The organism is Bacteroidota bacterium (genome assembly GCA_016713925.1).
Taxonomy (GTDB): Bacteria; Bacteroidota; Bacteroidia; order AKYH767-A; family OLB10; genus JAJTFW01.
Map to the genome: position 1 here is coordinate 1,257,145 of JADJOH010000002.1, position 16,618 is coordinate 1,273,762.

6 protein-coding genes and 1 pseudogene are annotated in these 16,618 nt (G+C 42.8%); 3 read left to right on the top strand and 4 right to left on the bottom strand.

Translation table 11 applies throughout. The features are described from left to right. The first annotated feature begins 81 nt into the window (after nucleotides 1-81). Nucleotides 82-1,956, top strand: a complete 1,875-nt coding sequence (locus IPJ86_04930) for a tail fiber domain-containing protein (protein MBK7886657.1) — start codon at nucleotides 82-84, stop codon at nucleotides 1,954-1,956. A gap of 472 nt (nucleotides 1,957-2,428) precedes the next feature. On the opposite strand, the gene IPJ86_04935 is transcribed toward IPJ86_04930, so the two are convergent. The 4 genes from IPJ86_04935 to IPJ86_04950 all read right to left on the bottom strand — a co-directional run bounded on the left by IPJ86_04935 (nucleotide 2,429) and on the right by IPJ86_04950 (nucleotide 12,159). Next, nucleotides 2,429-6,751, bottom strand: a complete 4,323-nt coding sequence (locus tag IPJ86_04935; GenBank protein MBK7886658.1) for a T9SS type A sorting domain-containing protein — start codon at nucleotides 6,749-6,751, stop codon at nucleotides 2,429-2,431. An 876-nt stretch (nucleotides 6,752-7,627) separates the two neighbouring features. After that, nucleotides 7,628-9,328: a pseudouridine synthase gene (locus IPJ86_04940; protein ID MBK7886659.1), complete on the bottom strand. Its 1,701-nt coding sequence runs from the start codon at nucleotides 9,326-9,328 to the stop codon at nucleotides 7,628-7,630. Nucleotides 9,329-10,419: 1,091 nt separating this feature from the next. Then, complete coding sequence (locus IPJ86_04945) at nucleotides 10,420-10,779, bottom strand: YraN family protein (protein ID MBK7886660.1); 360 nt, start codon at nucleotides 10,777-10,779, stop codon at nucleotides 10,420-10,422. A gap of 468 nt (nucleotides 10,780-11,247) precedes the next feature. Further along, entirely contained in the window at nucleotides 11,248-12,159 is a 912-nt protein-coding gene (locus IPJ86_04950) for an LD-carboxypeptidase (GenBank protein MBK7886661.1), read from the bottom strand. 446 nt (nucleotides 12,160-12,605) lie between these two features. Between IPJ86_04950 and metG the strand changes: the two are divergent. Together metG and IPJ86_04960 are read left to right on the top strand one after the other, a co-directional pair. Beyond that, nucleotides 12,606-14,648, top strand: a pseudogene (gene metG / locus IPJ86_04955) (methionine--tRNA ligase). Nucleotides 14,649-14,948: 300 nt separating this feature from the next. Beyond that, nucleotides 14,949-16,598 carry an endonuclease gene (locus IPJ86_04960; protein MBK7886662.1) on the top strand — a complete coding sequence of 550 codons (1,650 nt, stop codon included), beginning with the start codon at nucleotides 14,949-14,951 and terminating at the stop codon, nucleotides 16,596-16,598. The last annotated feature ends 20 nt before the right edge of the window (nucleotides 16,599-16,618 follow it).

Sequence of the window (16,618 nt, forward strand, 5' to 3'; positions counted from 1 at the left end):
AATTACTTGCACGGAATAGATTAAATAAATATCTTGGGGGTATTATTTCACAACTTCTTAGTTTAAACCAACCCTCAAACAATGAAAAAATTTACTCTATTGGCCATCTTTGCCGGAACCTTCGGATTTCAGATGGCGCAGGCACAATGGTCTCTGACCGGAAATTCCGGGACTGTTCCGGGAACAAATTTCATCGGAACAACCGATGCAAAAAACCTTTATTTTAAGACAAATAACTCCACGCGAATGGTTATCACCTCGTCGGGGGGAAGGATCGGAATAGGTACATCAAATCCAAAATCAAAATTTCAGGTCAATGGCTCCGTTCTTTTTGATGGCAGTAGCGGAACCACACCAACTACAGGAGCCGGTACTCGTATGATGTGGGTACCTTCTCTTGCCGCGTTCAGAGCCGGATCTGTATCATCAGGTCAATGGGATAGTCCCGGAATTGGATCTGTAGCCTTCGGACACAATAACCTCGCCTCGGGCAACTATTCCTCAGCATTGGGATTTACAAACCTTGCGTTCGGTAATAACACATTTGTTGCAGGGGACCATTGTTCGGCTTCGGGTCAATCCGCAGTGGCAACAGGCTCCTACTCCAATGCCGGAGGGGATTTCTCTACTGCATTGGGTTACCGGACAGGCGCGCCAACTTTTTGTGAAACGACTATAGGATCAAATAATACCAGTTACACCCCTAACGATCCTGGCGGATTTGACCCCTTTGACCGATTATTCACTATTGGAAATGGAACTCAAGGTTCGCCAAGCAATGCCATGGTTGTTTTGAAGAGTGGAAATGTGGGTATTGGAACTTCAACACCTTCCTTTAAATTAGAAGTTCAACAAACTATTACCGGCTTTCCGGCAGGAAGATTTGCTGGTACAGGAGAAGCTACAGCGCTGATTGGACAAGTACTTCCTACAGGAGTAAACGGCTATTCTGTGGGTGTGGAGGGATTGGCTTCAAAAATTGGAGTAAGAGGACAGGCTGAAGGTGCAGCATCAACAGAAGATGGATATGGGGTTTATGGAGAAGGTCGTGGAGAGTTTGGCAATAGGTACGGCGTGTATGGAGTAGCTAACAATGGAAGTCCGGGATCTCTCATTTCCGGAAGAAGAATTGGTATTTATGGAACAGCTACAGGAGGAGATACAGCATGGGCCGGTTATTTTGGAAATGGAAATGTTTTCATTCAGAACAGGTTGGGCATTGGTAAACTCGCTCCTGGTGGTCAGTTGGAACTGAGCTTGGATCAAGGGCGGAAACCTTCCACCTCTACCTGGACAATCGTTTCAGATGCAAGACTAAAAAATATTGAAGGCGCATACACTAAAGGTTTGAAAGAAATCATGCAACTTCAACCGCTTACGTATCATTATAAAAACGCAGAGGGCAGATCATTCGATGAGCAGGTTTTGGCTGCAGAAGCCATCGGTTTTACTGCTCAGGAAGTTCAGAAAATATTTCCTGAATGTGTAAATAAAGACGAAGATGGATACCTTAATCTCAATATCCATGCTATCCTAATCGCACAAGTGAATGCGATCAAAGAACTGGGTCAGCAAAATGAAATGAAAGATGCAAAGATGGCGTCTATGCAACAACAATTGAACGATCTTCAGCAATGTATAGCCGATATTTGTAATGCTGCTGGTGAAAAATATGCTGCCCCCTCCGTTGGTAGTGAAGATCGTCTCTTTCAGAACCAACCCAACCCTGCCAGCCGGGAAACTCAAATACACTATCTGATTTCAGGCAAGGATAAAGTCGCGAACATCAGCCTCCGGGATATTAATGGTAACTTAATCAGACAGTATCCGATTCGTCAATCCGGCCCGGGACAAATACTCGTGCAGGCAAATGAACTTGCCCAGGGGACTTATGTTTATTCTCTTGAAATCGATGGAAGAAGCATTGATACAAAATTGATGGTTGTCACCAAATAAAAACTCCGACTTGTAAAATTTTTTGCTGCATCTTATTGTCTGAAGTTCGATTCAGGAAATAAAAAAAAGAGGTTGTCCTTATTAACTTTCCTTAAGATAATATTTATATTGGTAAAGAGCTTTTTGCTGCGAGCTAGGGGCCTCCGGCTACATGCTTTTTTTTCTTCAGATGCTACTTTATATTGGTAAAGCGCATTTTGCTGCGAGCTACCGGCTTCCAGCTACCGGCTTTTTTCTTCAGATAATATTTTTCTAAACTATATAAACCATTATTTATATAGTATATACCCTCAGCCTGAAACCTGGAAGCTGGAAGCCCGCAGCCGGTAGCTGGTAGCCGACATGTTAAAGTTTAAAATACGTTGACCGGTATCGTATTAAAAAGTGATTATTTAATTGTAACTGTTTATTTAAGGGATAAGATTAAGTTTTAGATCATTCTTTTAACTGAAGTTGAAATAATAAAGAAGCATCATTCATCATGTAGGACTATAAATTTAAATCGCTTGTTTTCACTTTCTAATCTTACATCAAGATAATACAAACCTGAGGAGAACAGACTAATGTCGATTCTGAAATTGTCGCTGATTTCTTCAACCAAAACATTTTTCACTAATTGACCAGTGGAGGAATATATGTTTATGTATTTTATTTTTTGATTTGAAATTCCAGACAAGTTAAGCTCTGTTGTTGCTGGATTGGGATATAATACCGCAACTCCATACTTAATATCTTCAAAACCTGTCACGTTAACAGGAAAACAACTTGAAGTATCTGTACAACCGTTTTCAGAAACAATTACAGCATAGGATCCATTTTGTGTTGCAGTAAATGAAATACCATTTGCACCATTAATGATTGAACTATCACAGTACATCCATTGCCAGGATGCTGTATTTGCAAGCGACAACAAAGTAAATCCGGTAATAGTTACTGAAGTATCAACAGTGGAAGTGAATAACTGATGGCTCACCGATATCGTACATCCAAATGAATCAATTACAGTGACCCAATAGGTGCCGGCATTACTTACTACTATCTGACTTGAACTATCTTGCGTAGACCATTGATAACTTATAAATCCGGCACCTGCATCCAGAAGAGTTTGTGACCCTATGCAAATAGTATCATCTCCGGTTATAAACGGGTTGGGTAAGTTCAAGACAACAAATTCAATACTATCTATCCCCGTACATCCGTTGAAGTCAGTCACAGTTACAAAATAATTACCTGCAATTGTTGGATCGATCGATTGTTGAGATGATCCATTCGACCATAAATAGGATAAATAAGTTCCTGTGATTAATAATCCTGGTTCTCCCAGACAAACAGTATCGATTCCACTGATTATTGGAACAGGAGAACTAATTACAATGACGTTTTTGCTTGCAGATCCGGTGCAACCGTTTTGATCGGTAACTGTTACACTATAAATTCCGGAGGAAGTGGGATAAATTGAATTTGCAGTTCCTCCATTGGACCAACTATAACTTGAGTAAGTATTAGTCACAGCTAATGGCAGCCCTGAACAAAGAGTGTCACTTCCTGAAATAATTGGAATCGGTAGACTGATTAGGGTTAAAAACAAACTATCCTTTACAGTACATCCGTTAACATCTTCTACCGTCACCGAATAATAGCCAGGGCTAGATGCCAAGATTTGTTGTGTAGTATCACCGGTGTTCCATAAATATTGAATATATCCGGCCCCGGCATCTATTATTAATTGTGACCCTGAACAAATACTATCCGCATTCGCAGTTAAAGGGTTCAATACAATGTTTGAGAGTTGAAAGGTGTCTTTATTTTGACATCCTAAGGAATCAGTAACAGTAACTATATAGGCCCCGGGATTATTTACAGTAATGTTTGGAGTACTTGCACCGGTTGACCATAAGTAACCCAGATAGCCTGTCCCTGCTGAAAGCTGCGTTGAAGAACCAATGCAAATACTATCTTGCCCTGTAATCGTCGGTTTTAATGCATTTAATTGACTCATATAAATGCTGTCAACACCTGTACATCCAAAACTATTTGTGACGGTGACGATATAGAGTCCGGCACTCGAGACACTTGTAGTTCTTGTTGTGGCACCATTGGACCATAGATAAGATGAAAATAATCCTGTAGTTAAAGAGGTCGATGTTCCACTACAAAAAGTATCGATTCCCGTAATGACCGGTGAAGGATCTAATACATTTATGTAAATGTAAGGAGCCAGTGATCTACAACCATTACTATCTGTAATCGTTAGTTGATAATATGCCGAAGTGGAAGCATAAATAGAGGGAGTTGTTTGATTGGTTTGCCACCATTGATAAGCTGTTCCTGGATGGCTGGCTGACAGAAGCACAGAATCTCCTTTACATATAGAGTCATTCCCATTTAAAATTATCGTTGCCGGTGTAACTGAATGTACCTTTATAAAAAAGGGTTTAAAAAGTGTATCATTATAACCTACGTATTTTGCAATTAGAATTACATCATACGTACCGGGCGTATTATAATTCACTATAGGACTTGATAGCGTGGATGTAATGGGATTTCCTCCCGGGAATTGCCATTCAATAGATAATGGCTGCCCACCGCTTTGATTTCTAAATTGGACATTTCCACTTCCACAAAGTGTATCATTGTTGACAATAAATTGAACGCCACCAGAAGAAGCTGCATACACCATACTTGTATTGGTAAGTATAGGGGGTTGCAAGTCAAAATAAATCCCGGCTGAATTATAAATGGTATCATTCAGGTAAACCGGATTTGTTGGCTTAATTCTAAACCATATATGCCCATGGGAATTAATAGAATCTATACTGGTTGGAGTAAGTACTATTGGTTCAAAAAGAAATTGTATAAGGCTATCAGCCCCAAATGAAACAATGCATGGGTGGGAGGTTGATAACAATTCAAATGTGCTTATATCAAGTTTTGAAGATAGGTAGTCACGTACCATTACACGGCTTGCATTTCCTGTTCCGATATTTTCAAAATTGATATTATAAGTCAGATAATCTTGAAAACCCGGACTCACGATGGGTTGATCAACAAGTTTGTTATTGGGGTCATAGGGAAATCCAAATGGAGGGTTCACTGTCACCAAACTATCGCGAATCATTACTCCTACGGTATCGGTATTGTTGGTTAAATTAATATCATTTACTATAGAAAGGTTTGCATTAAAATGCGTTTCCTGATTAATCGGAAATGAATCAACTCTAATTGTTATCAGATTGTTTTCACTTCTAAAAGGTGTCACATTGACATTCCACGTCAGCGTATCGTTAGTGATACTTCCTTTTTGAAGATTGATTAAAGTGTAACCTGGAGGCATAAACATTTTCACATAACCGGAAGCGGTTTGAGTTCCTATATTTTTTACATTGATGGAAAGTGTAAGGGATTCATTGAGTCTTGTCGTGCCGGTAGCATTTAATGATACAGAGAGATCTGTGAAATTAGATGTTGAAGAAACAATAAAGTCATGTATAATTACTTCTTGAGAGCTAATGGTATCAATTAATGGCGTATTGCATATAAATCCAGCAGGAAGAGCCGTTAAACTCATATTAACCAGTCCGCTATCAACATTAATTAAATAAGTACCGTTAGCCATCGTAGTAAGGTCTGTTCCTTGTGCGAAATTTATATGTTGATTTTGTAGTAAAACATCTGTCGTATCGTAAGTACTGTTTTGGTTGATATCATAATAAGCTTTTCCTTTAATTTTACCCATTGTTAATCCACAAACAGGAGGAGGTAATGAACCCGGATTAGGAGTAAAATAAGCATTGTAATAAGTACATTCACGAGTTGTATAAATATTTGAAGTCAGGTCAGCCTGAACAAATCTGTTAGAGCAGGTAAGGCAATCATATAACAGATTATTCTTCATTTGAAGCACATCCAAACTAGAATTATATAAATCAGGGATGTTTTTTATTAAATTATTATTCAATCTAAGCTTCACACATAATGGTGCGTCAGGGAAAATGGGTAAAAAATTATTTTCTGCATTTGCCGAGTCCAGGAATGTGAGCTTATCCGGTGGTATGTAAGTAATTGAATTATTTGCGACATTAAGATATTTTAACCCGACGAAATATTGAAGTCCTTCAAGTGTATTGATTTGTGAATTTGGACTTACGATTTGTGCCATGTTTATCACAGATGGCGAAATAAAATCAAGACTATCTCCTGTAAATGCAGTTGGTATCTGAGTTTTTAAATAATTGCGAAAGTTTAAGTCGGGAACCCATGCCAGAGAGTATTTGTCTAATACGATTAAATTATCAATAAAACCTTTTGTGATTAAACCACGGATGCGAAATGCCAGCCTTACCGTGTCGCCGGAATAGGCGGAGAGATTATAAACATTAAATCCATTTGAGCTGCTATTGCCCAGACTGTCTGTTAAGCCACTTAGGGTCGTGTCATTCTGAAAGGGAAGCACCCATAAAGAAAGTTCACTACCAGAATTGTATTTTGAATAATACCTCACAAAGGTGCTGTCGCCGATTAAAAGTGGAGGTGTTATCATGATTTTATCTGTTGCACTTAATGTTTGGTCTACACCAAGCATATAGTCGAAAATTTCAAGATAGAATGGAACAGGTACTCCACCGAAAAGCGAATTTGTTATCATGCCTGCTGATTGCGGAATAGTATCGTTATTGAGCATGACCCAGCCTTGACCTGTAGCCCAATTCCGAAAACTATTTTCGTATATTATGTTGTATTGCGCGTTTGTGTAAATTGAACTGCAAAGAAGACAAACTAAAAATAGATATCTCATAACTATAGGTTTAAATTCAAAGGTAATAAAATAGGCTTTTAAAAAAGGGTCGGTAAAAAGTTTTTTTTAAAAGTTTAAACTTACTTATTCTCGTGGTAAGTGTTATTGTTGGTTTCAGTTTAATTAATTGCCTGTTAAACTTATTTAAAAGCTAGGCAAACTGTTGAAAAACATGGGTAAGTAAAGATTTTTTGTTCTTCGAAACTAACCACTTTTTTTGCTCAAATCAATTTGAAAATACTAAATCTCTTCTATTGAGCACCTGATTGCGAATAGAATTAGGTTCTCCTCTTTGCAACGTTTGCAATCAACACTGTGCTTATCCAGTAGATCAAAAAAAGACATAAGTCAGAAGTAAGAAGCCAGTAATAAACTGCCCTTTGCTGCTTGCTTCTGGTTACTGGCTGCTTAATTTTCTTAAGAAGCTAATTTATATTGGCAAAGAGCTTTTTGCTGCGAGCTACCGGCTTCCGGCTACCGGCCTTTTTTCTTAAGAAGCTAATTTTTATTGGCAAAGTGCTTTTTGCTGCGAGCTACCGGCTTCCGGCTACCGGCCTTTTTTCTTAAGAAGCTAATTTTTATTGGCAAAGTGCTTTTTACTGCGAGCTACCGGCTACCGGTCTTTTTTCTTAAGAAGCTAATTTATATTGGCAAAGTGCATTTTGCTGTGAGCTACCGGCTTCCGGCCACCGGCTTTTTTTCTTAAGTTAATATTTTTCTATACTATATAAACCATTATTTATATAGTATATCCCCCTCAGCCGAAAGCTGGTGACCAGTAGCTGGTAACTGGTAGCTGGCAGCCGGAAGCTGGTAGCCAGTAGCTGGTAGCCGGTAGCTGGTAGCTGGTAGCTGGTAGCTGCAAGCCGGTAGCAATTAATCCGCTAGAAACTTCTTCTTTCCCGTTCCCATCATCTTCAAAAACCCAACTTCTCTTTCGTCGAGCATTCTCCAGCGACCACGCGGTAAATCTTTCTTGGTGAGTCCGGCGAAACCGACACGATCGAGTTTCTTCACATCGTATCCGAGGGCTTCAAATAAACGTCGAACGACACGGTTCTTTCCGGAATGCAATTCTACACCCACCACTTTCTTATCGCTGCCATCACCATCAAAGGAAATATCATCCACACTCGTCAAACCATCTTCGAGTTCGATGCCTTCCTGAAGTTTTCGGATATCCGCCACCTTTACATTTTTGTCGAGTTCCACATGGTAAAGTTTCTTCACTCGTGAACTGGGGTGCGTAAGATGCTTTGCCAGATCGCCATCGTTGGTGAAAAGCAACAGTCCTGTGGTATTGCGGTCGAGGCGGCCTACAGGATACACACGTTCCGGACAAGCCCCTGCAATCAGTTCCATTACTGTTTTACGATCGTTAGGATCTTCGGCAGTGGTGATATAGTCTTTGGGTTTATTGAGTAAAAGATAAACATGTTTTTCATTTCGTATACGCTCACCGTTATAACGGATATCATCACCGGGTTTCACCTTGCTGCCCAGCTCCGTGACGAGATTTCCATTCACGGAAATTAATCCTGCCGTAATAAGATCATCTGCTTCACGTCTGGAACCGATACCGGCCATAGAAATAAAACGGTTCAGACGAATTTCTCCTGTCAGATCCGGACCTTCACTCGCATTGCGTTTTCGTGGTGCCGAACGACGGTCTCCTCCACGACTATATCCTCCACGTCCGCGGGATTGTTTTTCTTCAAAGCGATTGTGACGTGATTCCGCATCCGGTCTTTTTGAATAAGGACGTTTTTCTCTGTCGCCGTATGATTTGCGCTCCCCTTTATCGCCATCATCTCTTCTAGGAAAGGAAGGACGATCGCCGCTGTCTTCGCGACGTTGGTAGGGACGTTTCTCTCTGTCGCCGTATGATTTTCGTTCCCCTCTTTCTCCGTCATCTCTCCTTGGAAAGGATGGACGATCGCCGCTGTCTTCACGACGTTGATAAGGACGTTTCTCTCTGTCGCCGTATGACTTTCTTTCTCGGCTATCGCCATCATCTCTTCTTGGAAAAGCCGGACGATCGCCACTGTCTTCGCGACGTTGGTAAGGACGTTTCTCTCTGTCACCGTATGATTTTCTTTCCCCTCTATCGCCATCATCTCTTCTTGGAAAAGCCGGACGATCGCCGCTGTCTTCGCGACGTTGGTAAGGACGTTTCTCTCTGTCGCCGTATGATTTTCTTTCTCGGCTATCGCCATCATCTCTCCTTGGAAAGGATGGACGATCGCCGCTGTCTTCGCGACGCTGATAAGGACGTTTCTCTCTGTCTCCGTATGATTTTCTTTCGCCTCCATCACCGGAATCTCTTCTTGGAAAAGCCGGACGATCGCCGCTGTCTTCGCGACGTTGGTAGGGACGTTTCTCTCTGTCTCCGTATGATTTTCTTTCGCCTCCATCACCGGAATCTCTCCTTGGAAAAGCCGGACGATCGCCGCTGTCTTCACGACGTTGGTAAGGACGTTTTTCTCTGTCTCCATATGATTTCCGTTCTCCTCTTGCACCATCATCTCTTCTTGGGTAAGAAGGGCGGTCGCCGTTGTCTTCACGACGCTGGTACATTCCCTTTCCCTCTTCACGGGAACCGGTGCTTCTTTCACTGCTTCGATCGGACCCTTCTGAACGTGTAGAAGGTTTTGTAGAATTTTCACGATCATAATCATCCCAGGAGGAAGATTTTTCACTTCTTGCGGGACGGCTTTCTCCATCTCCGGTTCTTGGGGTTCTTCCTCTTCCTGTCGCAGGTCGGGAACGGTCATTTTTGGGGCCACGTGCACCATCACGGCTGTGGCTGCTTTTCTTTTTCATTTTGAATAAATAGGGCGGCAAAGATCGTAAATAATTGTTAATAAGTAAACTACAATTTTCAAAGAATTCGGCCTAAAAAGCATTGATTTAACGCTAAATGCATGAAAATTTCGCAATTTTCCAAAAAAATGGTTGGAGTTATTGACAATCGGGATGCATTCCTCACGATGAAAACCAATTTGCAAATATCAAAACTAAAGGTGATCTCTTAAATAAACTGCAATTCCCGGGCAAGTTGGCTACCCCTTCTTCGATGTACTAGCCCTGTAGGTGATCTCTGTAACAAACTGCAATTCCCGGGCAAGTTGGCTGCCCCCTCTTTGATGTACTAGCCCTGTAGGTGATCTCTTTAACAAACTGCAATTCCCGGGCAAGTTGGCTGCCCCTTCTTCGATGTACTAGCCCTGTAGGTGATCTCTTTAACAAACTGCAATTCCCGGGCAAGTTGGCTGCCCCTTCTTCGATGTACTAGCCCTGTAGGGGCGACACCTCTGTAACCGACAAACTTCTCTCTCTCCTCGCATCCGCCTGCCCCGACCTTAGGTCGGGGCAGGCGGGTTAGTGGGGTAAGATGATCCCCGGGTTACAGAGGTGTCGCCCCTACAGGGCTTATACGGAAAATACGTCTTCCTGATTTTTGAAATTTCATGAGGTGCCGCCCCAGCAAGGCTCATGCAGGAAAGACCATCGTCCTGATTTTTGAAATTTCATGAGGTGTCGCCCTAGCAAGTCTCATGCAGGAAAGACCATCTTCCTGATTTCTGAAATTTCATGAGGTGTCGCCCCTACAGGTCTTATGCGGAAAATACGTCCTCCTGATTTCTGAAATTTCATCGGACCTAACCCTAGCCATGAAAAGCTTCACGAATATGTGTCAGTTCGGCCTTTTTTCCTTTTCGAAAGATGATTGAAACCACATCAAAGCGAATTTCCAGCCGGATATCATGCAATTCCTGATAAAATCCGGCAGCCAGGGCCAGCAGTTCGGTCTTTGTTGGACCGATGGAGGATTCAGGAGCGCCATAGTTGGGATAGCTTCTGCTTTTCACTTCCACAATAATCAGGAAGGTGTCGTCGGTAGCGATGATATCAATTTCACCTTTTTGATAGCGGAAATTCCGGGCTAAAATTTTATAGCCAATTTGTTCGAGGTAACGAAGTGCAATGGCTTCCCCACGCGGGCCGATTTTGTCGATGTCGGACATAAATAGATTTTATTAAAATGAGTTTTGAAAAATTGATAGGGCAAATATAATTAAATTCTTAAAATACATCAGCGAAAATCCGCTCTATCCGACTTGTCTCGGCGCAGCATGTGACGAGATCCGTGTTCTCAGCACTATATCTTTTCGATAAATTATAGACTATCAGGAACGCAGATTAAACGGATTTGACAGATTTGCGCGGATAATATGACGAGAAACAAATCAGCGAAAATCCGCTCTATCCGACTTGTCTCGGCGCAGCATGTGACGAGATCCGTGTTCTAAACACTATAACATATCGATAAATTCCAGACTATCAGGAACGCAGATTAAACGGATTTGACAGATTTGCGCGGATAATATGACGAGAAACAAATCAGCGAAAATCCGTCAAATCCAACTTGTCTCGGCGCAGCATGTGACGAGATCCGTGTTCAATAGATTATATTGTTTGGAAATGAATAGTTCTCATTGCTTATGAAGAATTCTAATTGAAGCACTATCCTCAACGTTCATACTTACTTCAGCACCCATCATCAGGGGTTGATTATTTTGAACATGTCCTGCCGGAAAATTCATACAAACCGGATAGTCATACTCCCTTACTGCCTCTTCGATAATTTCTTCTGCTGTTTTACCAAACGGAACAGCATTATCGCGCATATCACTCATACCGCCCACAATTAATCCTTTCAATCCCGACAACTTGCCGGAACGTTTTAGTTGCATCATCATCCGGTCAATATGGTAGAGATACTCGTCGAGGTCTTCGATAAAGAGAATTTTTCCGTTAGTATCAATATCGGAACTGCTTCCGGAGAGCGCATAAAGCAGGGAAAGATTGCCTCCTACCAGAATACCTTCCGCATTTCCCTTTCTGTTCAGCGGATGTGCGGTAACGTTATACTGTACATTTTCTCCCTTCAATACTTTTCGCATGCTTTCCAATGCTTCGGGGGTAGATTTTTCAGGTTGCATACTAAAAATCATGGGCGCATGCAGTGTCGGTACTCCGCAATGGGTATGTACATGGTTGTGAAAAACGGTTACATCGCTGAATCCGATAATAAGTTTTGGGCGCCGGGTAAATGCCGAAAAATCCAGTCTGTCAATGATCCGCACGCAGCCATATCCACCCCTGGCAACGATAATGGCATCTGATTCCGGATCATCGAGCGCTGCCTGAAAGTCGGCGACTCTTTCCTCATCTGTCCCTGAATACTGGTTAAACTCCCCAAATAAATTAGTTGACAACTTTACCTTATATCCCCACGACTCCAGCAACGATATGCCGGGCGCCATTTCTTCACGTGTCACTTTACGGGCAGGGGCGGTGATACTGATGATACTTCCGGGGGTTAAATGGAGGGGGTGGTTCATATGCTCGCAAAGATAATCGTAGTAGTGACAGGTCGTGCCATGTTGGTGACAGGTCGCGACCTGTCACTACGATTATTTCACGCACCACCTTTAATTGTCACCGTCCATTCGTGTCAACGGCCCGATGGACAAAATGGTGAAGGGTCGTGACCTGTCACTACGACATTATACGAAATTGGGTCAACGTTCCTGGGTCAAATGACGGGGGTCGTACCGTGGTAACGTGCCGCGTTACATGTAACGCGGCTACATTGGGACAAAACGATAACGGGTCGCGACCAAAACAATGACAGGTCGCGACCTGTCACTACGGTTCATCAAATCATCCCATCAGGAGGCTTCGCGATCAAATTTTCAAATCTTCAAATTGACCCATCTTCAAATTACATCATTATCAAATAGACTAACTTTGCATCGAAAATTATCAGGATAAAAGAAATTTCTTTATGCGTTACCTCGTCACTGCCGCTCTGCCTTACGCTAACGGTCCCTTACATATCGGTCATATTGCCGGCTGTTACCTCCCGTCGGATATTTTTGTGCGGTATCAGCGGCTGATGGGTCGTGATGTGAAATTCATTTGCGGATCCGATGAGCATGGGGTGCCGATCACTTTGAGGGCGCGAAAAGAAGGTATAACTCCCCAGCAGGTGGTGGATAAGTACCACGCCATGATGCGCGATAGCTTTAAGGAGTTTGGCATTTCCTTCGATATCTATCACCGTACTTCCGATCCCGTGCATCATGAAACAGCATCCGGTTTTTTAAGACCCTGTATGAAAAAGGTGTTTTCGCGGAAGAGGAAAGTGAACAGTATTTTGATGAGGAAGCCAATATGTTTCTCGCCGACCGTTACATCACCGGCACATGTCCGAAATGCGGGAACCCGAATGCCTATGGCGACCAATGCGAGAAATGCGGCAGTTCGCTGAGTCCGCGGGAGTTGATTAACCCGCATTCCCAACTCAGCGGTAAGGCACCGGTGTTACGAAACACGAAGCATTGGTATCTTCCCCTCGACAAGATGCAGGAAGAATGGCTGCAGGAATGGATACTGAGCAAGGAAGATAGCTGGAAGAAGAATGTGTTCGGGCAGTGCAAGAGCTGGCTGGATCAGGGTTTGCAGCCCCGTGCCGTCACCCGCGACCTCGACTGGGGTGTTCCGGTTCCGTTACCCGGCAATGAAGGAAAAGTATTGTACGTTTGGTTTGACGCTCCTATCGGATACATCTCCGCCACGAAAGCACTCACTAGTAATTGGGAACAATACTGGAAAGACAAAGACACCAAACTGATTCATTTCATCGGCAAGGATAACATCGTATTTCACTGCATTATCTTTCCTGCGATGCTGAAAGCGCATGGTGATTACGTGTTACCGGAGAATGTTCCCGCCAATGAATTCCTCAATCTGGAAGGAGATAAAATCTCCACTTCCCGCAATTGGGCGGTTTGGCTGCATGAGTATCTCGAAGATTTCCCTAATAAGCAGGACGTATTGCGCTATGCACTTTGCGCTACCGCTCCCGAAACCAAGGACAATGATTTTACCTGGAAAGATTTTCAGGACCGGAACAACAATGAACTGGTGGCTGTACTCGGTAATTTTGTGAACCGCACACTCGTTCTTACTTCTAAATATTTTGAAAGTAAGGTGCCGGCAAGAGGAGAATTGCTGGAAGCGGAGAAAGTTTGTTTGGAGGCATTGGCTGCTGCTCCCAAATTAGTAAGAGACAGCATTGAAAAATACCGGTTCCGTGAAGCGCTATCGCATATGATGGATCTGGCGAGAGCAGGCAACAAATATTTGGCCGATACAGAACCCTGGAAGCATTATAAAACCAATCCTGTTTATGTAGGGACGGTTTTAAATGTTGCGCTGGAAATAACAACTGCGTTGGCTTATCTCTGCGAACCCTTTCTGCCCTTCACTGCCGGGAAGCTGCGCAAGATGCTGAACATTCCAACGCGTAGCTGGGAAGATGCGTTTCAACATACGACATTAGCCGCAGGGCATATTCTCGGTGAGGCCTGGCTGTTATACGAGAAAATAGAAGACGAAGCCATACAACAACAACTGAAGAAATTGGAAGCCAGCAAAGAAAATAATTTACCTGTCTCTGCAGAAACTACTCCGGAAAAATCAATATCTCCGATCAAAGAAGTGACCACTTACGATGATTTCAGTAAGATGGACTTAAGGGTGGCGACTATCATCGCTGCGGAAAAAGTGGAGAAGGCCGACAAGCTGCTGAAAGTTAACCCTCGACACCGGCATCGATCAACGCACCGTGGTTTCCGGTATTGCCTTGCATTTTAGTCCGGAAGAAATTATCGGAAAGCAAGTCACCTTACTCGCGAATCTGGCACCTCGTAAAATAAAAGGGATTGAATCCAACGGTATGATATTAATGGCGGAAGATGCGGACGGGAAGTTGGTCTTTGTTCAACCTGCAAGGGCGACAAAGGAAGGAAGTACGATTGCATAGTAATTTTAAAACTAAAAACCCTACTCTACACGGTACACGGAGTTTCATCGGTTTTCTACGTTCACCTGTAACCACTTAATAAAATAAACTTTTACTTCCGATAGAAACCATCAGGGGTAACCACATAGGCACTAAGGCCACATAGATCACTAAGGATTTGTAATGAAGGACTTAATTACGGACAACTTTAGCTTGGTGACATTAAATTAATGGTATTCAAGTGAGAAGCTTAGTTGACCGTATTCTTTCATTAATAAAAATAGTTTTAGTCATATTGAATATACTTACCTTTGGCAATACATGAAAGCATTCACACCCGTACTGCATCTTGCCTTCTTACTTCTATCGACCCTACTGACCGCGCAGACTTTTACTGTTTCTCCATCACAGCTAAATTTTGGTGTGGTGACGGAAACGAGTCCTGATAGTCAGCAAGTGACGATTACCAACAGTACCTCCTTTGATATAACAGTAACGGGTTACCGCTTTTATGATATTTACGGTTCAACGGCTTTCAGTGCATCGGCCGGAAGTTTTACAATTTCTGCTGGAGGAAGTCAGACCATCTGGATAAAGTTTAGTCCGCGGCATAATGTATATCACAATACCGAACTTTTTATTTTAAACGATAGCCATAGAGGAGCGCTGCGTGTAGATTTGCTGGGACAGGGACGATACAGTAACAGCTATTATAACAACTCGCAGAATCTGGCGGAGGAAATTTTAAAAGACACGCTCAAAGCCATCACCGGAAGGAATTATTTTAACGCCGGTTATAATACAGCCCGCGATGCGATGTTCATGATTTACGACAATAAAAAAGTAAACGGTCAGGGGGCTGCTCAGAATACCATCGAATGTGTTTACACCGGAAGAAATGCTGTCGGATACTTTGATCGCACCGATTGCCAGACCAACTATTCTTTCAATACCGAACACATTTTTCCCCAGAATTTTTTCAATTCCCTGGAGCCGATGCGTGCTGATCTCTTTCATTTGTATCCAACGGATGATCTGGCCAACAATGCAAGGGGCAGTTTGCCTTTTGGAACAGTGAGTAATCCTTCCTGGCAGCAGGGCGGAAGCAAGGGAAACAACAGTACGTTTGAACCGCGTGATGCTCACAAAGGGCAAGCCGCCAGGGCGATGCTTTACTTCGTCACACGTTATCAGAATTACAGCAACTTCATGACCAGTCAGGAAGGCATTCTCCGGCAATGGCATCAGCAGTTTCCTCCCGACAGCATCGAGGTAAAACGTTGCAATGACATCGCCACTTTACAGCTAAACAGAAATCCTTTTGTTGACTATCCGCAATTCGCCGAACGTATTACATCTTTCAGCAATACTTCAGTAGGCAACCAGGCCGCATCTACTGATTTTCCGGAAGACACCATTGACTTTGGGCTGGTAAATGCGGTGGGAGCTAACTATTATACTTTCTGGATTGCGAATGATGGGAATATGCCCCTTACAATTTCGGGTTTATCATTGAGCCCGACGCCGGGATTTTACTTTTTCAATAATACCGGATCAAATGCTACTATTCCTGCCGGTGAAGCACGGGCTATTGAAATTGAACTGGCCATGGCGCCTCCCGGATCATTTAACGGCATTCTGAATTTTACCGCACAGGGAACAGGATTACTCGCCAATGTATCTGTGCCCATCAAAGCTCAGCTCTCCTTGCAGGGAATTGCGGAGATGGGTAACGGTAATGGCTTAACGCTATATCCAAATCCTGCATCTGAACGAATTTGCATCGCTGAAAACAAACCGATTGCTGCCGCCAGAGTACTCGACCTTTCAGGAAGAATTATTCGATCCCTTTCCATTTCGGAGTGGCCTTGTTTCAATATCAGTGCGATAGAAAATGCCGGTTTCTATGTATTGGAATGGGAAGAAAACGGGAAATTATTTCATGCTCCCTGGGTTAAAGTTGTAGAATAATTCATTTATATTCAGTGATT